The sequence below is a fragment of the Demequina sediminis genome (assembly GCF_030296675.1).
GTDB classification, from domain to species: domain Bacteria; phylum Actinomycetota; class Actinomycetes; order Actinomycetales; family Demequinaceae; genus Demequina; species Demequina sediminis.
The window spans coordinates 1,894,482-1,917,801 of record NZ_AP027736.1 but is presented as its reverse complement, the minus strand read 5'-3'; the positions used below and the strand labels follow the sequence as shown (position 1 = coordinate 1,917,801).

Here is a 23,320-nt window from a genome sequence, read left to right as displayed (position 1 = left end):
ACACATGCTGGAGTGGTTCTTCATCGCGCTCGCGGTGATTCTTGTGATCGTGGCGCTGTGGGCCGTCGCCGCCTACAACGGGCTGGTCACGCTGCGCAACCTCGTGCAGGAGGCGTGGCGCCAGATCGATGTCGAGCTGCAGCGCAGGCACGACCTCATTCCCAACCTGGTCGAGACCGTCAAGGGTTACGCGAAGCACGAGCGCGAGACGCTCGAGGCCGTCACCCAGGCGCGCACGATCGCGGCCGCTCCGGGCTCCTCGCCCGCCGAGCAGGCCGCCCAGGAGAACATCCTCACCCAGGCGCTGGGCAGGCTCTTCGCGGTCGCCGAGGCGTACCCGGACCTCAAGGCCAACCAGAACTTCATGCAGCTCCAGCAGGAGCTCACCAACACCGAGGACCGCGTGGCGGCGGGCCGACGCTTCTACAACGCGAACGTGCGCACGCTCAACACGCGCATCGAGACCTTCCCGACGGTGATCATCGCGAACATGTTCGGCTTCGCTCGCGAGGAGTACTTCGAGACCGAGGACGCAGCGCGCCAGGCGCCCAACGTTCAGTTCTAGCCGTGGGGCCGGGCTTCACGGTCGATGCCTCGAACGGGGTCACCTCCGCGGTCATGATCGCGCTGGTGGCGATCGCGGCGGCAGTGGTCGTCGCCGGCGCGGTGCGCTACTACCGCGCGGAGCAGGAACGGCTCGCGCGCGTGCGCGCGCTGGTCGACTCGCGCGGGTGGGTCTATACCCCGCGGGACGACTCTCTTGCCGAGCGGCTCACCACCAGGCCCTTCGGTGGCGGGGACGAGCGCGAGGCTCGCGAGATCATCACCGGCTCTCGCGAGGGCCGGCCTTTCCAGGCCTTTCGCTACGTGGTGATCGATCACTCGCGCGACTCGAAGGGCCGCCGCACCACGACCCGCACGGACCACCAGGTGGTGTGGATCCCGCTCGCGAGGGCGCTGCCCGTGCTGCGCCTGTCTCCCGACGACGGCCTGCAGCGGCTCCTCACCGGGCTCGGCTGGGGCGACGTCGACACCGAGTCGCACGCGTTCAACCAGCGATGGCGGGTCAGCGCGCGCGACGACGCGTACGCGCACGCCGTGCTCGCGCCCCACGTGATCGAGGAGCTGTTGCGCAGGGAATGGTGGGGAGCGACCCTCGTGATCGAGGGGGCCGTGCTCGCGCTGGTGCGCACCGGGCGTCCCGACTTGTCCACCCTGGACGCGTCGCTTGACCGGCTCGAGGCGTTGGTGGGCCTCATCCCGCCGTTCGTGCTCGCCGACTACGGCAGCTGAGGAGGCCCGGCGGGCGAGGAGTCGGCGTCCTCGCCGGTGATGTCCTCCGCGATGGCCTCGACGGCGCGGCTCGCCTCGCGGCGGTGCTTGATCGTCTCGATCACGATCGGCAGGACGGACACGAAGACGATCACCAGCGCGGCGACCTCGAGGTTGTCGCGGATGATCGCGACGTTGCCCAGGAAGTAGCCGAGCACCGTCACGCCCACGGCCCAGACGAATGCGCCGATCACGTTGAACTTGATGAAGTGCCCGTAGTGCATGCGGCCGATGCCGGCCGCCACGGGGATGTACGTGCGCACGAACGGCACGAAGCGGGCGAGCACGATCGCCCTTCCCCCGTAGCGCTCGAAGAAGGCGTGCGTCTTGTCGATGTGCTCGCGCTTGAAGAACCGCGAGTCGGGCCGGTTGAAGATCGCCGGCCCCGCCTTGTGGCCGATGAAGTAGCCGAGCTGGTCGCCGATGAAGGCCGCGAGGAACAGCGCGAGGCACGCGACCCACAGCGGCACGTCCAAGAGGCCCGTGCCGATGAACAGCCCCACCGTGAACAGCAGCGAGTCTCCCGGCAGGAACGGAAACAGCAGCCCCGTCTCGATGAGGATGACCACGCAGATCGCGGCGAGCGCCCAGCCGCCAAAACTCGAGATGAAGGACTCGATCATGGTCTCGGGGTCGAGCCACCCGGGTCCGAGGGTGGGCAGGCTTGCGGCAAGTGCGGCGGTGTTCACGTCGGTAATCGTACGTCCGCACTGCGAGGATGAGCCCATGACCGTCACTCTCGGCACCCCGCTCACGCCCACCGCGACCAGGGCGGTGCTGCTCGGCTCGGGAGAACTGGGCAAGGAGGTGGCGATCGAGCTCGCGCGGCTGGGCGTCGAGGTGATCGCCGTCGACCGCTATCCGCACGCCCCCGCCATGTCCGTCGCGCATCGTGCCCACGTGGTCGACATGCTCGACCCCGTTGCACTACGCGCCGTGATCGACGCCGAGCGTCCCCACCTGGTCATCCCCGAGATCGAGGCCATCGCGACGCAGGTGCTCGCGGAGGTTGAGGAGTCGGGGCTGTCGACCGTGATCCCGACCGCACGCGCGACGATCCTCACGATGGACCGCGAGGGCATCCGGCGCCTCGCGGCGGAGGAGCTCGGGCTGCCCACCTCGCCGTACCGGTTCGTCGACACGCGCGATGACTTCGCCGCGGCTGTCGCCGAGCTCGGCACGCCGTGCGTGGTCAAGCCGGTGATGTCGTCCTCGGGCAAGGGGCAGTCCGTCGTGCGCACGCCTGCCTACATCGACGCGGCGTGGACGTACGCCGTCGAGGGCGGCCGCGCCGGCGGCTCGCGGGTGATCGTCGAGGGCTTCGTCGACTTCGACTACGAGATCACGCTGCTCACCGTCCGCCACGCCGGAGGCGTGACGTTCCTGCCGCCCGTGGGCCACACGCAGGTCGACGGTGACTATCGCGAGTCGTGGCAGCCGCAGGAGATGTCCGAGTCGGCGCTCGCCGAGTCCCGCCGGATCGCGGGGGCGGTGACCGAGGCGCTGGGCGGTCGGGGCGTCTTCGGGGTGGAGCTCTTCGTCGCGGGAGACCGCGTGCTGTTCTCGGAGGTCTCGCCGCGCCCCCACGACACGGGCCTCGTGACGCTCGTCTCGCAGGACCTGAGCGAGTTCGCGCTGCACGCGCGCGCGATCCTCGGGCTGCCGGTGCCCGGGGTGCTGTCGCTCGGCGCGGCGGCCTCGTGCGCGGTGCTTGCCGAGGGCTCGGGCGTGCCGGTGTTCGCGGGCGTGGACGATGCCGTGGCGGAGCCGGGCACGGACGTGCGGCTTTTCGGCAAGCCTCGTGTGGAAGGACGGCGCAGGGTGGCGGTGACGCTTGCGCGCGGGGAGGACGTCGCCCAGGCGCGCGAAAAGGCGAGGGCGTCGGCATCGGCTCTGCGGATTGAGCTCGCGTGAGCGGCAGTTCGGTCGAGACAGGCGACCTCGCGCCTCACCACGGGCTGGGCCCGTGGGAGGGCGAGTGGCCGGCCGACCCCCGCTACGACCGCGAGCTGCTGGCATATGGCGACCGTCGCAACGTCGTGGACCGCTACCGGTATTGGACGCTCGAGGCAATCGTCGCGGACCTCGATCAGCGCCGTCACCCGTTCCACGTCGCGATCGAGAACTGGCACCACGATCTCAACATCGGCTCCGTGGTCCGCACCGCCAACGCGTTCCTCGCGCGTGAGGTGCACATCGTGGGCCACCGTCGGTGGAACCGGCGTGGTGCCATGGTGACGGACCGCTACCAGCACATTCGCCACCATCCGACGGTCGAGGACTTCGCCGCATGGGCCGACGCCGCGGGGTTGCCTGTGGTCGGCGTGGACAACCTGCCCGGCTCGGTGCCGCTTGAGACGTATGAGCTTCCTCGCGAGTGCGTTCTGGTCTTCGGCCAGGAGTCCGTCGGCCTCTCCGAGGCGATGAGGGAGCGCGCGGTCGCGACGCTGGCGATCGCGCAATACGGGTCGACGCGATCCATCAACGCCGGGGCCGCCGCGGCCATCGCGATGCACGCGTGGGTGCGCCTCCACGGTGACGTCGACGCGGGTCACGGCTGACCGCTCGCCCTAGGACCTTCGCCACCCCGACACCTGCGTTATCTGACAGAATGGACCGCGGTTCCATCCGCACAAGCTCAGGAGTTACCCATGGCTATCGCCACCACCGAGTCGTACGCCGCGATGCTGGACGCCGCCAAGGCCGGCGGCTACGCGTTCCCCGCGATCAACATCACGTCGTCGTCGTCCGTCACCGCAGCCATCCAGGGCTTCGCGGAGGCCGAGTCCGACGGCATCATCCAGGTTTCGGTGGGCGGTGGCCAGTACGCCTCCGGCTCGACCATCAAGGACGCGGTTGTGGGTTCGCTCGCGCTCGCCGCGTACGCCCGCGTCGTCGCGGAGAAGTACGGCGTCACCATCGCGCTGCACACCGACCACTGCCACAAGGTCTACCTCGACGAGTGGCTGAAGCCGCTGCTGAAGCTTGAGGCCGAGTCGATCGCCGCGGGCAAGGGCCCGATCTTTAACTCGCACATGTGGGACGGCTCGTCCGTGCCGATGGAGGAGAACCTCGCGATCGCCGAGGAGCTCCTCGAGCTCTCGCAGGCTGCTGACACGATCCTCGAGATCGAGATCGGCGTCGTCGGCGGCGAGGAGGACGGCCACTCGGCCGAGGTCAACGACAAGCTCTACTCGACCCCCGAGGACGGCATCGCCACGATCGAGCGCCTCGGCCTCGGCGAGAAGGGCCGCTACCTGACCGCCATGACGTTCGGCAACGTGCACGGCGCGTACAAGCCGGGTGCCGTCAAGCTGCGTCCCGAGATCCTCGGTGACATCCAGGCCGCCGCCGCCGCGAAGTTCGGCAAGGAGAAGCCGTTCGACCTCGTGTTCCACGGTGGCTCGGGCTCGACCGCCGAGGAGATCGCCACGGCCGTCTCGCACGGTGTGATCAAGATGAACATCGACACGGACACGCAGTACGCCTACACGCGCCCCGTGGTCGACCACATGATGAAGAACTACGACGGCGTCCTCAAGGTCGACGGCGAGTGGGGCAACAAGAAGGCCTACGACCCGCGCGCGTGGGGCAAGCTCGCCGAGGCTGGCATGGCCGCTCGCGTCGTCGAGGCCTGCCAGCAGCTCGGCTCGGCCGGCAAGAAGATCTGAACGACCGACTCGTGAGGGAGGCCTCCGCGGTCGTTTGACTGCGGAGGCCTTCGCACGTTTCCACAGACATTAGGGGAGGGGCACGATGCCCGGAGCAGTGATCGTTGGCGCGCAGTGGGGCGACGAGGGCAAGGGGAAGGCGACGGACCTCCTGGGCTCGCGCGTCGACTACGTGGTGAAGTTCAACGGCGGCAACAACGCCGGCCACACGGTCGTCATCGGTGACCAGAAGTTCGCGCTGCACCTGCTCCCGTCGGGAATCCTCACGCCGGGCTGCACGCCCGTGATCGGCAACGGCGTCGTCGTGGACCTGCGCGTGCTGTTCGAGGAGCTCGACGCGCTCAATGAGCGCGGTGTCGACACCTCGGACCTCCTCGTCTCGAACGCCGCCCACATCATCGCCCCCTATGCGCGCACGCTCGACAACGTGACGGAGCGCTTCCTCGGCAAGCGCAAGATCGGCACGACGGGACGCGGAATCGGTCCGGCCTATGCGGACAAGATCAACCGCCTGGGCCTGCGCATGGGTGACCTCTTCGACGAGTCGCTGCTCCGCGACAAGATCGAGGGCGCGCTCGTGGCGAAGAACCACCTGCTCGTGAAGGTCTACAACCGCCGCGCGATCTCGGTCGACGAGGTCGCCGACGAGCTGCTCGCGTACCGCGACCGGATCGCGCCGCACGTCACCGACACCTCACTCGTGCTCAACAACGCCCTCGACGCGGGCGAGACCGTGCTCTTCGAGGGCGGTCAGGCGACGATGCTGGACGTCGACCACGGCACGTACCCGTTTGTCACGTCCTCGAACGCGACCGCGGGCGGTGCGTGCACCGGCTCCGGCGTGGGCCCCACCCGAATCGACTCGGTGATCGGCATCGCCAAGGCGTACACCACGCGCGTGGGCGAGGGACCGATGCCCACCGAGCTGCTCGACAAGTGGGGCGACCGCCTGCGCGACGTGGGCTACGAGTTTGGCACCACGACGGGACGTCCGCGCCGTTGTGGCTGGTACGACTCTGTGATCACGCGCTACGCGTCGCGCATCAACGGCCTCACCGACATCGTGCTCACGAAGCTCGACGTGCTCACCGGAATCCAGGAGATCCCCGTGTGCGTGAGCTACGACGTTGACGGCGTGCGCCACCAGGATCTGCCTCTCGACCAGGCTGCCTTCGCGGCCGCGGAGCCGGTCTACGAGACGTTCCCCGGTTGGGACGAGGACATCTCGGGATGCCGCGAGTTCTCGGACCTGCCGCGCAACGCCCAGGACTACGTCAAGGCCGTCGAGGAGCTGAGCGACTGCCGCATCTCGACGATCGGCGTGGGCCCCGGCCGCGACGAGATCATCCAGATCAACGACCTCCTGCACACCCGCGCGTAGGCGCGGGCGGGTCGGGGGCCTGCTAGCGACTGGCGAGGCCCCGCCGGTGTAGCCACTCGACGGCTGCCGCGGCGGAGCCCCGCTCGACGTCGTAGTACCGCCACGTGCCCTCGGTCTCGACGACCACCAGTCCGGCGCGATCGAGGACTGTCAGGTGCTGCGAGACGCGTGATGCGGAGATCCCGAACATTGACGCGGCCGAAGCCGCGAGGTCACCCGCCGCAGCCGACTCGGGCTCGAGGAGCTCGAGGATGAAGCGGCGCACGGGGCTCGCGAGGGCGTGGAACGTCGCGTCCAGTTCGAAGGCGTCGTCGAAGAGGTCCGTGTCCCGCATCTGCGCATCGTAGGTCGGGGAGCTCCGGGACGGGCGGCCTCGCGTGATTCTGTGGAGAGCCGATGCTCCGGCCTCCCTGTGGCGCGCTGCCCCGGTTCTTCCGTGCGGCCCAGCCTCCGTCCGGCAGGCGCCGTCCGTCCGGGGTTGTCTCGTGGCTGTTTCAGTGATTCCTCAAACAGCGCGCCCATGGTCGGCTCTCGCCGGGAGTGGGTAGAGATCTACCTGGGGTGTCGCATTTCTCCTGGTCGCGAGGGAGCGCCGTGCCGGAGCTGTGTGAGCGATTGCTGAAATGTCGCGGAGAGGGGTCCGGAGGAGCGAGCCTTCCGGGGGGCGGCGACGGGGACGGGGACGGGGACGGGGACGGGCGCCCCATCCATCCGGCCGACTCTCCCCCTTTCCCAGACCCCGTCGTGCCCAGACCTCGTCTTGCCCAGACCTCGTCGTGCCCAGACCCCGTCCAGCCCACTCCCCGTCGTGCCCAGACCCCGTCCAGCCCACTCCCCGTCCGTCAGGCTGCGCGCGTCCGAGGTTGTCTCGCGGCTGTTTCAGCGATTCCTCGAACAGTGCCGCCATTGTCCATCGTTGGTCGGGGCGGGGTGCCATCTACCTGCGGTGTCGTGCTTCTCGTGGTCGCGAAGGAGCGCCATGCCGGAGCTGTGTGAGCAAAGGCTGAAACAGCGTGGAGAGGGGTCCGGAGGGGACGAGGAGGAGGGGAGCCTTCGGGGGCGACGGGGCGACGGGGCGACGGGGCGACGGGGCGACGGGCGGCCCCGCCCCCTTAGGTCGGCGGTGGTTGCGCGCCCTCGGCCTTGCGCGAGCCCGCCGCACGCAGGGAGCTCGTCGCCGCGAGTCCGATCAGCACGCCCAATGCGATCGCGACCATGGTCGCCGCGGTCGTAACCAGCGTGGCGGCGCCCGAGTCGCTGCCATCGATCACGCCCGTTACCCCCACGAGGCCCAGGGCGCCGGGGACCAGCAGCCAGAACGCGGGCAGGAAGCTCACGATCGCCGGGGTCCCGAGCGCTGGCGCGCGACGAGGATCGCGACGGGGGTCATCGCCGCCGCACCCACGAGGGCTGACAACACCCCGTCGAGGAACAGGTCTCCGATCACCTGCGCTCCGTACGCGACATAGAGAACGATGAGGATCCACCCGATCGCTCCGCGACGCGCGCTCTGGAAAACCCCGATCGCGAGCCCGAACAGCGCGACCGCAATCCACGGGGCCACCGGACCGAGCGGATCCGCGGCCGCACTGAGCTCGACCTCCGGCACGCCCACGAGCGCGCCCGCGGCGACGATGCCCGCCGCGAGCAGGACCAGCCTCATCGCGCCGGCCGCGGCGCGCGCCGCTCCCGACACGATGTGCCCCGTCGCGAGCTCGATGACCGCGGTCGTAAGCAGCCCTCCCGGCAGGAACATGACCAGGGGAGCGACCACCGAGGGGAGCACGCCGGGATCGACCGAGGTGCGCGCGACGAGCAGCCCCACGATCGACACGCCCAGTGCGGCGCCGACGATCACGAGCGCCGAATAGCTGGGCCGCACCGTCTCCGCGAACACGAGCAACAGCCCGACCCCGACTCCCAGCAGCCCGGCGACCAACACTCCGGCCCACGACGCACCCAGCAGCACCGCGATCGACGCCGACAGCACGGGGTACGCCGCGAGTCGCAGCGCGCGGCCGAAGGGTGGATCGGCGGCGGTGATCTCCGTGAGGCGGTGCGGAATCGCCGCCGCGGAGATGTCGCCGCGGCGAGCCTGGGTCTGCAAGGTATCGATCGCGTCGATCTGCGCGAGCGTGTAGGCGCCGCCGCCCGCCGAGACCGCACGGGTCTTGGTGCGACCGCGCTCGGCCGTGGACACGATGATCGAGGTTGGCAGCACCACGGCGTGCGTGCCGGGGAGGCCGTTGACCGTGGCGATCTCCTCGAGTGCGTCCTGGACGAGTCCGACGGGATAGCCCGAGCCGATCATCGCGCGGCCCATCGCGGTGAGCGCCTCGAGCGCCGCACCCGCGGGCACGTGACCGGTGCGGGCGGGACGCGAGCGCGACGCCGCGGCCGCCCATCCGTCCTCCCCGTCCGGCGTGCGCTGGGTGCGAACCAGGTACCACAGCAGCAGGATGCTCGCCGCGAGCACCGCGAGGGCGATCACGAGCGTGGTCGTCGACACCTCCGACGTCACGATTCCCGGCTGTCGAGCCGGCACCACCACGGTGGGCTGCGACGCGGTGGGCGAAGGCGTGGGGGAGGCGGTCGGGCTCGCGGACGCCGTGGGGGTCGCGCCGGCGGACGGGCTCGCGCTCGCCGTGGGCGACGCGGTGGGTTCAGCGGTGGGTGTCGCGGTGGCGGTTGCTGTGGGGAGCGGAGTCGCGGTCGGCGCCGGGGTCGTGGTGGGCGTGGGCTCGGCGGTCGGTGACGGCGTGGAGGTCGCTGCGGGAGTCGCGCTCGCGGTCGGCGTGGGCGTCGCGTGCGCGGGCCACGCTCCCGCCCCGAGACCCAGCACGGCCACGGCGCCGGTGAGCGCGAGCGCGGCGAGCGCGCGGAGAATCACCGTGCGTGCCATGTCGCGTGACCCCCTCGCACCGGTCGTGGTCCTGGCCCCCGATTCGCACCCTATCGGGCACAGCGTGCGCGCGCGGCGGCTCGGTAGACTCGCGCCCGTGATCATCCTTCTTGTCGGCACCGGCGCGCGTGAGCACGCCCTCGCCCGCGCCCTGTGCGCCGACCCCGCCGTCAGCCAGCTCCACGCCGCCCCGGGCAACCCCGGCATCGGCACGCTGTCGACCGTCGACGGCACACCCGTCGTCCTCCATGGGGTGGACGCGCTCGACCCCGTGGCGGTCGCGGCGCTCGCCGCGGCCGTGAAGGCCGACCTCGTCGTGGTGGGTCCCGAGGCGCCGTTGGTCGCGGGTGTCGCGGACGCCGTGCGCGGTGTGGGCATCCCCGTCTTCGGTCCCAGTGGCCGCGCGGCCATGCTCGAGGGCTCGAAGGCCTTCGCCAAGGAAGTCATGCTCGCCGCCGACGTGCCCACGGCCGAGCCGCGCGTGTGCCGCACCTCGTCTGACCTCGAGGACGCGCTCGACGCGTTCGGCGCACCGCACGTGGTGAAGGACGACGGCCTGGCGGCAGGCAAGGGCGTGGTGGTCACGGACGATCGCGCGGCGGCGCTCGCTCACGGCGAGGCGATCCTCGATGCAGGCGGAGTCGTGGTGGTCGAGGACTTCCTCGATGGGCCCGAGGTCAGCCTCTTCTGCCTGTGCGACGGCGAGACGGTGGTGCCGCTCCAGCCCGCGCAGGACTTCAAGCGCGCGTACGACGGCGACGCCGGTCCCAACACCGGCGGCATGGGCGCGTACTCGCCGCTGCCGTGGGCCCCCGCGGACCTTGTCGACGAGGTCGTGCGCACGGTCGCACAGCCCACCGTCGACGAGATGGCGCGCCGCGGCACCCCGTTCGTGGGCGTCCTCTACTGCGGCCTCGCGCTCACGTCGAAGGGCGTGCGCGTGGTCGAGTTCAACGCGAGGTTCGGCGACCCCGAGACGCAGGTGGTGCTCGCGCGCCTCGCGACCCCGCTCGCCGGGGTGCTGCTCGCCGCCGCGGAGGGCCGCCTGGGCGACCTCACTCCCCTCGAGTGGAGGAACGATGCCGCGGTCACCGTCGTCGTCGCGGCCCACGGATATCCGGCGGAGCCCCGCAAGGGCGACTCCATCACGGGCATCGACGCGGCCGAGTCGGTCGACACCGTCCATGTCCTCCACGCCGGCACGTCGCTCGACCACCGCGGCACTCTGCTGAGCAACGGCGGCCGCGTCCTCAGCGTCACGGCGCGGGGCGCGACCCTTGCCGAGGCAAGGGAACGCGCGTACGCGGGCGTCGACCGCATCGTCCTCGAGGGCAGCCACCACCGCCGCGATATCGCGGCGGCCGCCGCGGAGGACGCGCGCTGATGCCCGGCCACGCCACGCCACCCACGCACCTCGAGCTCGAGGGGTGGCGTCACGTCTACTCGGGCAAGGTGCGCGACCTCTATGAGCCGGTCGCCCCGCACCCGCGCGGAGACGTGGTGCTGGTGGTCGCGTCAGATCGCATCAGTGCGTACGACTGGGTGCTGCCCACCGAGATCCCGGGCAAGGGCGGCATCCTCACGGGCCTGAGCCTGTGGTGGTTCGACCAGCTGGTCGACATCGTGCCCAATCACACGGTCGAGGCGCCCGTCCCCGCCGAGGTGCAGGGCCGCGCCATGGTGTGCAGCCGCCTCGTCATGTTCCCCGTCGAGTGCGTCGCGCGCGGCTACCTCACCGGCTCCGGCCTGGCGGAGTACCGCGCGTCGGGAACGGTGTGCGGGATCGAGTTGCCGCCGGGTCTCGAGGACGGCTCACGGCTGCCGTCGCCGATCTTCACGCCCGCGACCAAGGCCGCGGTCGGGGAGCACGACGAGAACGTGAGCTTCGAGGCCGTGGTCGACATGATCGGCGAGGAGGACGCGGCCGCGCTGCGCGACCTCACGCTCGCTGTCTACGCCCGTGCGCACGCGATCGCCGCGGCGAAGGGGATCATCCTCGCGGACACCAAGCTCGAGTTCGGCAGGGACGCGGCGGGCGACATCGTGCTTGGTGATGAGGTGCTCACGCCGGACAGTTCGCGTTTCTGGCCCGCCGATGACTGGGAGCCCGGCCGCGCCCAGCCCAGCTTCGACAAGCAGTTCGTGCGCGACTGGCTGAGCTCGCCCGACTCGGGCTGGGACAAGTCCTCGGACGTCCCGCCGCCCGCGCTGCCCGCCGACGTGGTCGAGCGCACTCGCGCACGCTACGTCGAGGCCTTCGATCGCCTGGCGCGCGCCTGACGAGTACTCGACGCGCCCCGATGCCAGGTGCGCGGCCCCAACGTTTGTTCGCGTGGGTGCGTCCTACCTGCATGGGGAGACTTCAGCTCACCGCAGTGCTGACGCTGGTGACCGCGATCGTGGTCGGGACGCTGCTCACCGCCTGCGCGCCGCGGCCGTATGGCCCCGAGTCCTCGCTCGACCTGGGCGTGCCGGGCGACGTGGTCGACACCGTGACGGACGTGCAGTTCTACCCCGCGTGCGGCAACGAGCCCGTCACGGTGGACGGCGTCACCTGGTACCCGTTCGTGCCGGCGAATCTCCTCGAGTTCCCCGAGGTGGCGGCGCTCGCAACGCCCGCGGGTGAGGGCGGGATGGGCGGGGGACGATGCGTGCGGCGCTTTCGGCCGTGGCGGCGCTTCCCGCCGTGGCAGCGCCGGGACCGGGCGACGACTCCGGCACGCTCACCGTCTACGAAGGCGGCCTCGCGTTCTGGGTCTCCGACAGCGGAGCCCTCACGACGTGGCTGACCGATCAGGAGCTCGAGTACAGCTGGGTCTGCTGACCTTGTGGGGTCAGGCGTGGTCCTCGGTCTGGCGGTCGCGCTTTTCGACCACGGCCACGGTGGGGACGCCCCAGCCGAGCGTGAGCGACAGGCCGCGCAGCGCGAGGATCACCAGCAGCGGCATCCAGAAGATCACCTCGGGCGGCAGTCCCAGCGCCCACAGCGCCCAGTACACGAGCGCGCCGCCCAGCGCGGCGGTCGCGTACAGCTGACCGTTCCAGAACACCTCGGGCACCTGCGCCGCGAAGAGGTCACGCAGGATGCCGCCCCCCACGCCATTCGCAACGCCCACGATCATCGCGGCCGCGGGGCTTGCGCCCAGGTCGAGCGCGAGACCCGTGCCGATCACCACGAAGATCGCGAGACCGAGCGCGTCGGAGGCCTCCACGATGCGATGGCGCGCGAGCGCGTCGAGGTCACGTCTGCGCGCGAGCGGAGCGATCACCAGCGCGGTCGCGATCGCGACCAGCACGAGCGTGGGGTTCTCGATCCAGAACACGTCCTGGCGCAGCAAGAGATCGCGGAGGGTTCCGCCGCCCACCGCGACCAGTCCCGCGAGCACCACCGCTCCCACGAGGTCCATGCGCCGCCTGCTCGCGGCCACGGCCCCCGAGATCGCGAAGGCGACGGTGCCCACGTACTCGAGCACGATCCTCAGGGTCGACAACGCGTAGTCGATGATCGCGTCCGAGTCGACGCTCGTCAGCAACTCCTGCATGAGGGTCTCCTTCGCGGCGGCGCACCACGATACCGCCGCGTCGCGAGGGTCCCGGCACGGGCATCGTCCCTCCTGCTAGATTGTGCGCGCGGGCGCCACTGCGGCGCCAACCTCGCGCCCTCGTGGAAGGTCTGTCATGCGCCGTGCCCTCGCCCTGTCGTCGATCCTGATGCTCCCCGCCCTGGGTGGCTGCGCGCTGCTGGGCGGCGCGACCGTCGAGGAGCTGCAGCTCGCCGTGGGCGAGTGCATCCTCAACACCGCGGTCTCTGCCGAGGGCGAGACCGAGGTGAACTCGCTCCCGCGCGTCGACTGCGCCGAGGCGCACGACGGCGAGGTGTTCTACGTCGAGGAGATGACCGAGCTCACGGAGGAGGCCCTCTTGGCCGGGGACGAGACCTGCTACGCGCAATACGAGGCCTACGTGGGCGTCCCCTACGAGGAGAGCGTCTACTACTACACGACCATGACCCCGACCCAGTCGTCGTGGGATCTGGGCGACCGCCAGCTCGCGTGCATCCTCGTGGGCGAAGAGGGCGAGCAGCTCACGGGCTCGCTCAAGGGCGCGGCCGCCTAGCCGTCCCCGCCCGCCCGGAGCCCGGTCGGCGCCCGACCGGTGCTGCCCGCGCGCGCCGGTAGACTGCCGCCATGGCCACGATCCTCGTTCACGTCATGCCCAAGCCCGAGATCCTCGACCCTCAGGGCAAGGCCGTCGGTGCCGCCCTGCCGCGGCTGGGCTTCGACGGCATCGCCCAGGTCCGCCAGGGCAAGCGCTTCGAGCTCACTGTCGACGGCGAGGTGACCGACGAGGTCCTCGCGAACGTCCGCAAGGCCGCCGAGACGCTCCTGAGCAACCCCGTGATCGAGGACGTCGTCCAGGTCAAGGTGGTGCGCGAGGGCGGCTGCGGCTGCGGCGGCAACGGCGGCGGCAAGGGTCACCGCCCGGCCCCCGAGAACGGCGCCAAGGACCTGCTCGGATGACCGCTCGCATTGGGGTCGTGACGTTCCCCGGCACGCTCGACGACCGCGACGCGTCGCGCGCCGTGCGCCTCGCCGGGGCGGAGGCCGTGCCGCTGTGGCACAACGACGCCGACCTCAAGAACGTCGACGCCGTGGTCCTGCCGGGTGGCTTCAGTTACGGCGACTACCTGCGTGCCGGTGCGATCGCGCGCTTCGCCCCCGTGATGGACACCCTGGTGGATGCCGCTCACGGCGGCCTGCCCGTGCTGGGCATCTGCAACGGCTTCCAGGTGCTCACCGAGGTCCACCTGCTGCCCGGCTCGATGATCAAGAACGAGCACCTGCACTTCGTGTGCCGTGACCAGACGCTGCGCGTCGAGAACGCCGAGACCGCGTGGACCTCCGAGTACCGCGAGGGCGAGGAGATCGTGGTGCCGCTCAAGAACCAGGACGGCCAGTACGTCGCGGACGAGCGCACCCTCGACATGCTCGAGGCCGAGGGCCGCGTGGCGTTCCGCTACGTGGGGTGGAACCCCAACGGCTCGCGCCGCGACATCGCGGGCATCACCAACGAGCGCGGCAACGTCGTGGGCCTCATGCCCCACCCCGAGCACGCGGTCGAGGCTGGCTTTGGCCCCGACTCACGCGAGTCGGGACGCACCGGCACTGACGGCCTCGCGTTCTTCACGTCCGCGATCAAGGGCCTGCTCGCCTCCGCCTGAGTCTCGGTGCGCCGTGATCGTCGAGAGCGTGGTGCTGCCCGTCGTCGCGGGCCGCGAGGACGACTTCGAGGCGGCCTTCCGTGTTGCCGAGCCGCTGCTGGCCCGCCAGCGCGGCTACCTGGGCCACTCGCTGCGCCGCGGAGTCGAGGACCCCTCGACGTATCTGCTCACTGTCGAGTGGGAGACGCTCGAGGACCACACCGAGGGCTTCCGAGGATCCGCGGACTACCAGGAGTGGCGGGCGCTGCTGCACGACTTCTACGTCGCGGTGCCCCCGGTTCCCCACTATCGCGACCTCGATGCGGTCGGCGCGTCCGGCGCCACGATTGGCGCCTTCTGGGAACGATGCCGGGCACGGGTTCCCGGGCTGCCCGAGGCCCTGCCGGAGGCGTGGGCCTTCGGCGCGACGCCCGCCCACGCGGACGGGCTCCTCGCCTTGGTGCTGGACGGCATCAAGACGGGCACGGCATCGTCCCTGTGGGACGACGACGCCGCGGGTGACCCGCTGCCGCGCGAGGGTGAGTTCAGCATCATCCTCGACGGCGCCGGCCTGCCGCGCGCGGTGATCGAGACCACGAGCGTCCGCGTCGTGCCGTTCGGTGAGGTTGACGCCGCGCACGCCGCCGCGGAGGGCGAGGGAGACCTCACGCTCGCGTACTGGCGCGCCGTGCACGAGCGCTACTGGCGCGAGCACTCGGGGAATGACCGCGGCTTCGAGCCCGACATGCCCGTCGTGTGCGAGCGTTTCCGGCTGGTCTATACGGAGGAGGGCGTGGCGGAGGCGAGCGCGAGCCGGTAGGGCTGCATCGCGTAGTCGCCGATTCCGTGGGGACGGGCGACGCCGTACGCCGCGAAGCCCGCCGCGCTGGCATGGTCGATGGCATCGGTCATGAGCGCGGTGCCGACCCCTCCGCCCGTGCCGCCGGGATCGACCGCCAAGAAGTGCAGGAAGGCCTCGTCGCGAACGGACCCGGAGGGCACCGTCAGGGCGAAGCCGGCGCGGGGTGCGGTCGCGACGGCGAGCCTGATGAGGGGTCCGGCGAGTGCGGAGCGCACGCGCCGGGCCATGGGCGCGGCATCGACCGTGCCGTCGCGGGCCTCGATCGCGCGCACCCACAGGCGCGCGCAGGTCTCGGTGTCGTCGGGAAGCAGGCCGGTGCGGATCTCGATCACGGGAGCCATTCAACCGCGTGGCGGGCGGTCGCTGACGGCCGGTCAGGCCGCGAGACGGTCCCTCAGCTCGGCGAGCGCCCGGAACGTGCCGTGGTTGAAGTCCGCGCCCAGCTGGTTGGGGATCGTGACCAGCAACGTGTCGGAGGTCATCACCGCCTCATCCTCACGGAGCTCGCGCTCGAGCTTGTCGAGGTCGCCCACGTAGGTCTTCCCGAAGGTCGACAGCGTGTTGTCGATCTCGCCGATCTGGTCATTGTTGGCGCCCATGAGGTCGCGCTCGAGGTAGGGGGTGAAGTAGGTGCGCGAGAGGTCATCGGTGATGGGCATGATGCTGCGCGACACGGACACGCGCGGCTCGCCCGCGTGACCCGCCTCGCGCCACGCCGACCTGAAGGCCTCGATCTGGCGCGACTGCACGGTGCCGAGCGGCTCCCCGGTGGCCTCGAGCACCAGCGTCGAGGACATGAGATGCATGCCCAGCTCTCCCACGCGACGGGCGGAGTCGATGCCGCCCGCGCCGTACCAGATCCGCTCGCTCAGTCCGGGGGACTGCGGCTGGATGGGCAGCAGCTCGCCCGCGCGCACGTGGGCGTGCGAGCCGGGCTCCGCGATGCCCGCGCCCGAGATCGCCTCGCGGAAGCGCGCGATCCGACGTGCGGCCTCCTCGGCGGGGCTCATCCCGAAGGCGAGGGGATAGCCAAACTCCGCCGGGCCGTCCGCCGCGGGCTCGGGGCTGCCGCGGCTCACGCCCAGCTGCAGCCGTCCGCCCGCGATGAGGTCGGCGGTCGCGGCGGCCTCCGCCATGTACAACGGGTTCTCGTAGCGCATGTTCGTGTTATGGCTCTCGTTTTCTCGGTCCGCGTCCCTCTACAGGTACCGGCAGACCTGGTCTGGGCTGCATGTGTCGGGGTCCGGGTGCGCGGCGTCGTGCCGGAGGTCGGCGATGGTGCCGTGCAGGGCGGTGAGCTGGGCGATCTGCTGCTCGATCTCGGCCAGGCGCGCGTCGAGGAGGTCTCGCACGTGCTCGCAGGGCGCGTGGCCGCTGTCGCGGATGTCGAGGATTTGGCGGATCTGGGCGAGGGTGAGGCCTGCGGCCTGGCCACGGTGAACGAAGTCGATCCGGGCGACGGCGTCGGGCGCGTAGTCGCGGTACCCGGATGGCGTCCGGTCGGCCGGGGGCAGCAGTCCCTGCTCTTCGTAGAACCGGAGCGTCTTCGAGGTGGTGCCCGCGCGTTCGGCGAGTTCTCCGATGCGCATTGCGGCCTCCGATCATTCGGCAGGGGCCACGCTTGACCTTCCCTTGCACTGGAAGGTCCAGTATGGCTGAAACGGAACAGAAGTCCAAGCCTTGACGGGAGCAGCGATGCCTACGAAGTACGATCTCGCCATCATCGGATCGGGCGGCGGAGCGTTCGCCGCCGCGATTCGCGCGACCATGCTCGGGAAGTCGGTGGTGATGATCGAGCGTGGCACGCTCGGCGGCACCTGCGTGAACACGGGCTGCGTGCCGTCGAAGGCCCTCATCGCCGCCGCCGATGCACGGCACGTCGCCGCCGACGCCGCCGACCGGTTCCCGGGGATCGCGACGACGGCAGGCCCAGTGGACATGCCCGCGCTGATCGCCGGGAAGCAGGCGTTGGTCGAGACGATGCGGGGCGAGAAGTACGCCGACGTCGCCGATTCATACGGGTGGCACGTCCGGCGGGGAGACGCCGGGTTCGCGGGCACCCCGGACGCGCCGGTGTTGGAGGTCACCGCCGCAGACGGAGCGGTCGAGACGATCGAGGCCGAGCACTACCTGGTCGCCACCGGTGCGCGGCCGTGGGCTCCGCCGATCGACGGCCTGGACGAGGCCGGGTACCTGACCTCGACCACGGCGATGGACCTGACCGAGGTCCCCGAGTCGATGCTGGTGCTCGGCGGCGGCTACGTTGCCCTGGAGCAGGCGCAGCTGTTCGCCCGCCTCGGCTCCCAGGTCACCGTGCTGGTGCGGTCCCGGCTCGCGTCGAAGGAGGAGCCGGAGGTGTCCCGGACACTGCAGGAGGTGTTCGCCGACGAGGGCATCCGGGTGGTCCGCCGCGCGGTGCCGACCCGGGTGTCCCGGGACGCGGCGACCGGGCAGGTCGTGGTTACCGCGGACGTGTCCGGCGGCTCGCAGGAGTTCCGCGCCGACCAGGTGCTCGTCGCCCTCGGACGCCGTCCCGTCACCGACGGCTTGAACCTCGATGCGGTCGGGGTGAAGACCGGGGACTCCGGCGAGGTGGTCGTCTCCGACCATCTGCAGTCGTCGAACCCGCGGATCTGGGCCGCGGGCGACGTGACCGGGCACCCGGAGTTCGTCTACGTCGCGGCCCACCACGGCACCCTCGTTGCCGAGAACGCGTTCGCCGACGCCGACCGGTCCGTCGACTACTCCCATCTGCCGCGGGTGACGTTCACCGGACCGGCGATCGGCGCGGTCGGGATGACCGAGAAGGAGGTCGTCGCCGCGGGGATCCGCTGTGACTGCCGCGTGCTGCCCCTGGAGTATGTGCCCCGGGCGGTGATCAACCGCGACACCCGCGGGTTCATCAAGATCGTCGTGAACGCCGATACGAGCGAGATCCTCGGCCTCACCGCCGTCGCCAAGGACGCCGGTGAACTCGCCGCCGCAGGCGTCCACGTGCTCGGCAAGACCATCGCCGAAGTCGCCGACGCCTGGGCCCCCTACCTGACCATGACCGAAGGCATCCGGATCGCCGCGAAGTCCTTCACCACCGACCCGTCACTGCTCTCGTGCTGCGCATGAACGGCAACGCATGCAATCGGGGAGATCTCATCCGGAAGAGGTGCAGACGATGAGCGCCGATCACGACCGCGACGAACGGCGCGCCGGTCCCATCGTCGCCGCAGGGACCGGGCTGCTCCTACTGGCATGCTGCGCGCTTCCGTTGCTGCTCTGCTGCGGCCTGCCGCTCATCGCGGCGGGCGGAGCACTCGCAGGCGTCGGAGGGCTCCTCGGCAATCCCTGGATCATCGGTGCCGGGATCGCCGTCGCGATGGCCGTCACGGCCGGGATGCTCGTCAGGCTACGGCGGCGGCACCGAGGCCGCAGGACTGGCTGCTGCGAAAATCCTTCGACTGCTGATCGGAACCGGTAGCTCGATCGGATCCAGCCATCACCGCCAACGGGGCCACCTCGGCATCCCGCGGCCCTTCCAGGTCTCCACGAGACCGGCGACCCAGCGGACGGACGCGAAGAGTCCGTAGCCGGCCCCGGCGAGGCCCATGGAGACCACGAGCCAGCGACCGATCCCGAGCCACACGCTCCCGTCCACGTCGAGGGCCCACTGAGCGCCCGTGATAAGCCCGGCGACGGCCATCCAAACACCCGCGACGATCACTGCGACCGGCAGCAGCGCGAGGCACATCGACGCGGCGACAGACCAAAGCTGACGGGCCTCCAGCTTGGCCGTTGTGGCGATGATCTTTTCGGCCCGCTCGTTCGCGGCGTCAATCTTGGCTGTTGCCACGGCCCCGGCGTCGGCAGCGGCCCTCTCGATCGACTGCACAGCCTGATCCCGGGCCGTGCTGATCGCGCTCGTCGCCTCGGCGCTGGCTTGGGTGATCGACTCCCGCCAGGCCTTCTGCGCACCGTTCGCGGCCCGCTCGAACTTAGCCCGGCTCTCATCGAGATGCTTGGCGGCAGCCTCGGACTTAGAGGCTGAGCCCTTCAGACGCTCCCCGTTGAGGTTCACGCTCATACCCGCGAGAGTGGACGCGATTCCGGCGAGCAGTTCGCTGTTCTCGTTCGACTCCGGCGGCGGCGACGTTGAGGTCAGCTGATGCGAGATCGCGGAGAGCTGCTTCTCCTGCTCCTCGCTGTCCACCTTCACGAACCCCGCGAGCTTCTTCTGCTGCTCGGTCAGAGTGGCGATCCTCGTATTCTGCGCCTCGACGGCGGCGAGGATCGAGGTCAACAGCTCCATCGTCTCCGGACTGCCGAGCGGTTGCGGCGACTGCACGGGCCCGTTCTGCTGCTTCAGCCTGTCGAGTGCTGCGCTCATGTTCCTGCTCCTTCTGCTGCTGGTGGTAGTCGAAGAACGCCTGCGCGCCCTCCGGGGTGAAGTCCGCCGAGAGTGCGCTCGTGCGCTTGCGGCGCTCGGCACGCCCGGACTCGCCGCGGCGGTCCTCGATGTAGAGCGTCCAGGTCTCCTGCCCGGCGCGTTTGCCCTTCTTGCTGACGGGGCTGTGCAGCCGCATCCGTGGCACCCGATCCCCGTCATCACCGAGCTGCTGGTTCTGCTCCTCGATCACCGAGACCAGACCGGCCTTGTCCACCGCGCGGGGATCGGCCAGCGCCGCACTCATCCGGTCGCCCATCTCGCGGTCGAGCGACCCCTCGGCGAAGTCTTCGCGGCGCAGCTCCCAGTCCTTCGGCGCGTGCTCCAGCCGCTTCACGACCGAGAGCCCGTGCTCGCGCATCAGCTCGTCGTTCGCCGACTGCACGCCCTTCTGATTCCCGGCCTTGCGGTCGTGGAACGTGCGATAGTCCGAGAGCGCCTTTCCCGTGCGGTTGTTGTGATTGAGAACCAAAATATGGTTGTGCGGCTTCTTTCCCCGCCCATCCACATGACTGACGACGAGGCAGTCGGAATCCGGGTGCATCTTCTTGGCGAGCTGGTAGCCCAGGTCGTTCACCCGCTGCACGTGTTCGGGGTTCTTCGGGTCGAACTCCTCGTCGCTGAACGACTGGCGGTAGTGCAGCGCCTCGACCTCGCGCGTCGTGTTCTGCGTGAGCGCCCGAGCGCGCCGAGAACGCGCCGGGGCCTCCCGGCACATCGCACGTGATCGCGACGCCCCGCTCGTCCTCCTTGCCCCGGATATAGCGCTCCGTGTCGGCGGCGCTGGCGCTCGGGCTGTAGTGCGTCGTGCTCATGACGCCGTCCGATCACCGAGCAGGGCGCGGACCTCGCGCAGCAGCTCGATCAGCTCGGGCACCTCCGACGACAGCGCCACCGCCTCACCGGCACGTGCTCGGTGGTCCAGGTCGTTGACGTTGATCGCCAGCGGGCGGATCTGCGCGGCCAGCTCGCGCGCGTCCGCCGACACCTGCGCGCGCGCCTCGACGCCGAGCAGGTGCGCGGCCACGGCGGCGTCCAGCTCCTCGCTCCGAGAGGCGTGGAGGGCATCGCGCACGACGGCCCGCACCCACGTGCTCGGGCTGGCCACTCTGGCGTACAGGTGGAGCAGCAGACCGACTGCCAGGTGAACACCGGTCGGGCTGATGCGGAGGCTGTGCGTCAGAGTCACGGCGGCGCGAAGCGTCGTCGTGGCAGCGGCGGGCGGGGTCAAGTCCCGTGGAGTGGTGTAGCGGGTTCCTTCGTCAGGCGGTGAGTGCGAGGGTTTCGGTCACCTCCTCGATGCCGGTGTTGGGCACGGCGGTGAGGCGGCAGCGGGCGAGGACTTCGAGTCCGAGGTAGCGCTTGGTCTCGACCCACTCGTCGGTCTGCTCGGCCAGGACTGCGCCGACGAGCCGGATGATGGCGTCCCTGTTGGGGAAGATCCCAACGGCGTCGGTACGACGACGGATCTCCTTGTTCAAGCGCTCGGCGGGGTTGTTGGACCAGATTCTTAAGTCCACACGTCCTTAGGTGAAGTGGTGAACGCGAGGAGGTCGTCGCGGGCTGCCTCGAGGTGGGCGAACACGGCGGGGAGTTTGTCCTCGACGTAGTCCAGCAGGCGGTCGATACTCAAGCGTGCACGGATGCCGCGTCGGGCTGGTCGTACACGGAGTGCAGCATGGACTTCACGGCCGGCCACGCGTGCTTGGGCGTGACCGCCATCAGGTTCGCCGCGTAGTGGGTGCGGCAGCGTTGCCACACCGCTCCGGGCAGGTTCGCCGCGATCGCCTCCACGAGGCCCGCGTGGGCGTCGGACGTGACGAGGCGGACGCCGGCCAGGCCGCGGGCGACGAGGTCGGCGAAGAACGTGTTCCACGCCGCGCCGGTCTCTGACGTGGCGACCTGGAGTCCGAGGACTTCGCGGTGGCCGTCGCCGTTGACGCCCGTGGCGACCAGGCACACGGCGTTGATGACGCGGCCGCCCTCGCGGACCTTCATCGTCAGCGCGTCCGCGGCGACGAACGTGAACGGGCCAGCCTCGTCCAGTGGGCGGTGTCTGAAGGCGGCGACGGCTTCGTCGAGGTCGGCGGCCATGCGCGACACCTGGGACTTGGACAGCCCGTCGATGCCGAGGGTCTTCACCAGCTTGTCCATCCGTCGGGTGGACACGCCGGCGAGGTAGCAGTCGGCGATGACGGTGATCAGCGCCGACTCGGCGCGCTTGCGGCGCTCGAGGAGCCACTCCGGGAAGTACGTGCCCGAGCGCAGCTTCGGCACGGCGACGTCGATCGTGCCAGCGCGGGTGTCGAGGGGCCGGTGGCGGTAGCCGTTGCGCTGCGCGACGCGGTCAGCAGACGGCTGGCCCCATTCGGCTCCGCAGACGGCGTCCGCGTCGGCGCTGAGCAGCGCGTTGATCATGGTCTGCAGCAGCGAGCGCATCATGTCCGGCGATGCGTCGGAGAGGAGATTGCCCAGCACGCGGGCAGGGTCGACAATATGGGGTGCGGTCATCGCGGTGATCCATTCGAGAGAACTTTGCAAGGGTGAACTCGAAGGCCCCGCGGTGGCCGCTTCCTCTGTCTACGAGGAGCCTTGCCACCGCCGGGCGCTACACCACTCTAAGGGGCACTACTGCGGGCGGCTCGATACCCGCTTCGATGACGCCACACTCGGGGCGCTTCGCACTCGTGCGACGCGGCTCGGGCTGGCTCCGAGCACGTGGGTGCGGACCGTCGTGCGCGATGCGCTCCACGCCTCTCGGAGCGAGGAGCTGGACGCCGCCGTGGCCGCGCACCTGCTCGGAGCCGAGTTGCGCGTGCAGGCCTCGGCGGACGCCCGCGAACTGGCCGCCCAGGTGCGCCCGCTGGCGATCAACGTCAACGACCTGGACCGCCGCGCGCGGGCCGGTGAGGCGGTGGCGCTGTCGGCGGAGGTGCCCGAGCTGATCGAGTTGCTACGCGAGGTCCGGGCGCTGCTCGGGGACCGGACGGCGTCATGAGCACCACGCACTACAGCCCGAGCACGAGCGTCGGAGACACGGAGCGCTACATCCGAGGCAAGGAGGACGAGCGCGGGGCCGCGGTCACGTGCGACGTGCCGGGAGGCCCCGGCGCATTCTCGGCCCGCGCCCGCGCGCTCACGCAAAACACGAAGCGCGGCGTCGAGGCGCTGCACTACCGGCAGTCGTTCAGCGACGAGGAGTTCGACCCGAACAGCCCGGAGGACGTGCAGCGGGTGAATGATCTGGGCTACCTGCTGGCGAAGCGGATGCACCCGGACTCGGACTGCCTCGTGGTGACGCATGTGGATGGACGTGGCCGCAAGCCGCACAACCACATCTTGGTCGTCAACCACAACAACCGCACCGGGAAGGCGCTCTCGGACTACCGCACGTTCCACGACCGCAAGGCAGGGAACCAGCGGGGCGTGCAGTCGGCAAACGACGAGCTGATGCGCGAGCACGGCCTCTCGGTCGTAAAGCGGCTGGAGCACCCGCCGAAGGACTGGGAGCTGCGCCGCGAGGACTTCGCCGAGGGG

Annotated in this window: 26 protein-coding genes and 3 pseudogenes; 17 read left to right on the top strand and 12 right to left on the bottom strand. The window is 70.4% G+C overall.

What is annotated here, in order from left to right:
• Positions 1-4 precede the first annotated feature (4 nt).
• Positions 5-565 carry a LemA family protein gene (locus QUE44_RS09795; RefSeq protein ID WP_286214337.1) on the top strand — a complete coding sequence of 187 codons (561 nt, stop codon included), beginning with the start codon at positions 5-7 and terminating at the stop codon, positions 563-565.
• A 2-nt stretch (positions 566-567) separates the two neighbouring features.
• A complete protein-coding gene (locus tag QUE44_RS09790) occupies positions 568-1,293 on the top strand; it encodes a type III secretion system chaperone family protein (protein WP_286214336.1) in 726 nt (241 codons plus the stop codon).
• Here the strand turns inward: QUE44_RS09790 and QUE44_RS09785 are convergent.
• Complete coding sequence (locus tag QUE44_RS09785) at positions 1,281-2,021, bottom strand: VTT domain-containing protein (RefSeq protein ID WP_286214334.1); 741 nt, start codon at positions 2,019-2,021, stop codon at positions 1,281-1,283. The genes QUE44_RS09790 and QUE44_RS09785 overlap by 13 nt on opposite strands.
• Positions 2,022-2,058: 37 nt before the next feature.
• On the opposite strand from QUE44_RS09785, the gene purT reads away from it, so the two are divergent.
• From purT to QUE44_RS09765, 4 genes are all read left to right on the top strand, one after another.
• Positions 2,059-3,246 carry a formate-dependent phosphoribosylglycinamide formyltransferase gene (purT, locus tag QUE44_RS09780; RefSeq protein WP_286214333.1) on the top strand — a complete coding sequence of 396 codons (1,188 nt, stop codon included), beginning with the start codon at positions 2,059-2,061 and terminating at the stop codon, positions 3,244-3,246.
• Positions 3,243-3,893: a TrmH family RNA methyltransferase gene (locus QUE44_RS09775; RefSeq protein ID WP_286214331.1), complete on the top strand. Its 651-nt coding sequence runs from the start codon at positions 3,243-3,245 to the stop codon at positions 3,891-3,893. The genes purT and QUE44_RS09775 overlap by 4 nt, the downstream gene beginning before the upstream one ends.
• A 90-nt stretch (positions 3,894-3,983) precedes the next feature.
• Positions 3,984-5,003 carry a class II fructose-bisphosphate aldolase gene (gene fbaA / locus QUE44_RS09770; RefSeq protein ID WP_286214329.1) on the top strand — a complete coding sequence of 340 codons (1,020 nt, stop codon included), beginning with the start codon at positions 3,984-3,986 and terminating at the stop codon, positions 5,001-5,003.
• Between the two features lie 85 nt (positions 5,004-5,088).
• Positions 5,089-6,384 (top strand): adenylosuccinate synthase, encoded by a 1,296-nt coding sequence (locus QUE44_RS09765; protein ID WP_286214328.1) that lies wholly within the window; start codon positions 5,089-5,091, stop codon positions 6,382-6,384.
• A 22-nt stretch (positions 6,385-6,406) separates the two neighbouring features.
• Here QUE44_RS09765 and QUE44_RS09760 read toward each other — a convergent pair whose 3' ends face one another.
• The 3 genes from QUE44_RS09760 to QUE44_RS09750 form a co-directional block, all read right to left on the bottom strand.
• Positions 6,407-6,718 (bottom strand): ArsR/SmtB family transcription factor, encoded by a 312-nt coding sequence (locus tag QUE44_RS09760; protein WP_286214327.1) that lies wholly within the window; start codon positions 6,716-6,718, stop codon positions 6,407-6,409.
• A gap of 778 nt (positions 6,719-7,496) precedes the next feature.
• Positions 7,497-7,721 (bottom strand): hypothetical protein, encoded by a 225-nt coding sequence (locus tag QUE44_RS09755; protein WP_286214326.1) that lies wholly within the window; start codon positions 7,719-7,721, stop codon positions 7,497-7,499.
• Positions 7,718-9,286: a threonine/serine exporter family protein gene (locus QUE44_RS09750; protein ID WP_286214325.1), complete on the bottom strand. Its 1,569-nt coding sequence runs from the start codon at positions 9,284-9,286 to the stop codon at positions 7,718-7,720. Before QUE44_RS09750 ends, QUE44_RS09755 begins: the two co-directional genes overlap by 4 nt.
• Positions 9,287-9,383: 97 nt before the next feature.
• Here QUE44_RS09750 and purD point away from each other — a divergent pair, with 97 nt between their 5' ends.
• From purD to QUE44_RS09735, 3 genes are all read left to right on the top strand, one after another.
• Positions 9,384-10,670: a phosphoribosylamine--glycine ligase gene (purD, locus tag QUE44_RS09745; protein ID WP_286214323.1), complete on the top strand. Its 1,287-nt coding sequence runs from the start codon at positions 9,384-9,386 to the stop codon at positions 10,668-10,670.
• Entirely contained in the window at positions 10,670-11,566 is an 897-nt protein-coding gene (locus QUE44_RS09740; RefSeq protein ID WP_286214322.1) for a phosphoribosylaminoimidazolesuccinocarboxamide synthase, read from the top strand. The genes purD and QUE44_RS09740 overlap by 1 nt, the downstream gene beginning before the upstream one ends.
• A 71-nt stretch (positions 11,567-11,637) precedes the next feature.
• The gene (locus QUE44_RS09735) at positions 11,638-12,075 is read left to right on the top strand and encodes a hypothetical protein (RefSeq protein WP_286214321.1); all 438 of its coding nucleotides are present in this window, start codon (positions 11,638-11,640) and stop codon (positions 12,073-12,075) included.
• Between the two features lie 45 nt (positions 12,076-12,120).
• Here QUE44_RS09735 and QUE44_RS09730 read toward each other — a convergent pair whose 3' ends face one another.
• Positions 12,121-12,828, bottom strand: a complete 708-nt coding sequence (locus tag QUE44_RS09730; protein WP_286214320.1) for a trimeric intracellular cation channel family protein — start codon at positions 12,826-12,828, stop codon at positions 12,121-12,123.
• A gap of 136 nt (positions 12,829-12,964) precedes the next feature.
• Between QUE44_RS09730 and QUE44_RS09725 the strand changes: the two genes are divergently transcribed.
• The 4 genes from QUE44_RS09725 (at position 12,965) to QUE44_RS14405 (ending at position 15,306) form a co-directional block, all read left to right on the top strand.
• Positions 12,965-13,402: a septum formation family protein gene (locus tag QUE44_RS09725; RefSeq protein WP_286214319.1), complete on the top strand. Its 438-nt coding sequence runs from the start codon at positions 12,965-12,967 to the stop codon at positions 13,400-13,402.
• 71 nt (positions 13,403-13,473) lie between these two features.
• Positions 13,474-13,806 carry a phosphoribosylformylglycinamidine synthase subunit PurS gene (gene purS / locus QUE44_RS09720; protein ID WP_286214317.1) on the top strand — a complete coding sequence of 111 codons (333 nt, stop codon included), beginning with the start codon at positions 13,474-13,476 and terminating at the stop codon, positions 13,804-13,806.
• Positions 13,803-14,507 carry a phosphoribosylformylglycinamidine synthase subunit PurQ gene (purQ, locus tag QUE44_RS09715; protein ID WP_286214316.1) on the top strand — a complete coding sequence of 235 codons (705 nt, stop codon included), beginning with the start codon at positions 13,803-13,805 and terminating at the stop codon, positions 14,505-14,507. Before purS ends, purQ begins: the two co-directional genes overlap by 4 nt.
• Positions 14,508-14,520: 13 nt before the next feature.
• Complete coding sequence (locus QUE44_RS14405) at positions 14,521-15,306, top strand: antibiotic biosynthesis monooxygenase (protein ID WP_425557975.1); 786 nt, start codon at positions 14,521-14,523, stop codon at positions 15,304-15,306.
• On the opposite strand, the gene QUE44_RS09700 is transcribed toward QUE44_RS14405, so the two are convergent.
• From QUE44_RS09700 to QUE44_RS09690, 3 genes are read right to left on the bottom strand one after another with little or no spacing between them, the layout of a single operon-like run.
• Complete coding sequence (locus tag QUE44_RS09700) at positions 15,264-15,680, bottom strand: GNAT family N-acetyltransferase (protein ID WP_286214315.1); 417 nt, start codon at positions 15,678-15,680, stop codon at positions 15,264-15,266. The two genes, QUE44_RS14405 and QUE44_RS09700, sit on opposite strands and share 43 nt — an antisense overlap.
• Positions 15,681-15,722: 42 nt before the next feature.
• The gene (locus QUE44_RS09695) at positions 15,723-16,508 is read right to left on the bottom strand and encodes an LLM class flavin-dependent oxidoreductase (RefSeq protein WP_286214314.1); all 786 of its coding nucleotides are present in this window, start codon (positions 16,506-16,508) and stop codon (positions 15,723-15,725) included.
• Positions 16,509-16,547: 39 nt separating this feature from the next.
• A complete protein-coding gene (locus QUE44_RS09690) occupies positions 16,548-16,937 on the bottom strand; it encodes a heavy metal-responsive transcriptional regulator (RefSeq protein ID WP_042529932.1) in 390 nt (129 codons plus the stop codon).
• 106 nt (positions 16,938-17,043) lie between these two features.
• Here QUE44_RS09690 and merA point away from each other — a divergent pair, with 106 nt between their 5' ends.
• Together merA and merT are read left to right on the top strand one after the other, a co-directional pair.
• The gene (merA, locus tag QUE44_RS09685) at positions 17,044-18,468 is read left to right on the top strand and encodes a mercury(II) reductase (protein ID WP_061225165.1); all 1,425 of its coding nucleotides are present in this window, start codon (positions 17,044-17,046) and stop codon (positions 18,466-18,468) included.
• 49 nt (positions 18,469-18,517) lie between these two features.
• On the top strand, positions 18,518-18,820 hold the full coding sequence (gene merT / locus QUE44_RS09680) for a mercuric ion transporter MerT (protein ID WP_081275423.1): 303 nt from the start codon (positions 18,518-18,520) through the stop codon (positions 18,818-18,820).
• An 18-nt stretch (positions 18,821-18,838) separates the two neighbouring features.
• Here merT and QUE44_RS09675 read toward each other — a convergent pair whose 3' ends face one another.
• The 4 genes and pseudogenes from QUE44_RS09675 to QUE44_RS09660 all read right to left on the bottom strand — a co-directional run bounded on the left by QUE44_RS09675 (position 18,839) and on the right by QUE44_RS09660 (position 22,294).
• Positions 18,839-19,726 carry an ABC-2 transporter permease gene (locus tag QUE44_RS09675; protein ID WP_425557977.1) on the bottom strand — a complete coding sequence of 296 codons (888 nt, stop codon included), beginning with the start codon at positions 19,724-19,726 and terminating at the stop codon, positions 18,839-18,841.
• Between the two features lie 460 nt (positions 19,727-20,186).
• Positions 20,187-20,501 (bottom strand): annotated as a pseudogene (locus QUE44_RS14400) (relaxase/mobilization nuclease domain-containing protein); the annotation flags it as partial.
• Positions 20,502-20,594: 93 nt separating this feature from the next.
• A complete protein-coding gene (locus tag QUE44_RS09665; protein ID WP_286214306.1) occupies positions 20,595-21,014 on the bottom strand; it encodes a hypothetical protein in 420 nt (139 codons plus the stop codon).
• A gap of 31 nt (positions 21,015-21,045) precedes the next feature.
• Positions 21,046-22,294, bottom strand: a pseudogene (locus QUE44_RS09660) (IS256 family transposase).
• Between the two features lie 211 nt (positions 22,295-22,505).
• On the opposite strand from QUE44_RS09660, the gene QUE44_RS09655 reads away from it, so the two are divergent.
• Together QUE44_RS09655 and QUE44_RS14395 are read left to right on the top strand one after the other, a co-directional pair.
• Entirely contained in the window at positions 22,506-22,781 is a 276-nt protein-coding gene (locus QUE44_RS09655; protein WP_286214305.1) for a hypothetical protein, read from the top strand.
• A pseudogene (locus tag QUE44_RS14395) lies at positions 22,778-23,239 on the top strand (relaxase/mobilization nuclease domain-containing protein); the annotation flags it as partial. The gene QUE44_RS09655 and the pseudogene QUE44_RS14395, both read left to right, overlap by 4 nt.
• Positions 23,240-23,320: the final 81 nt, after the last annotated feature.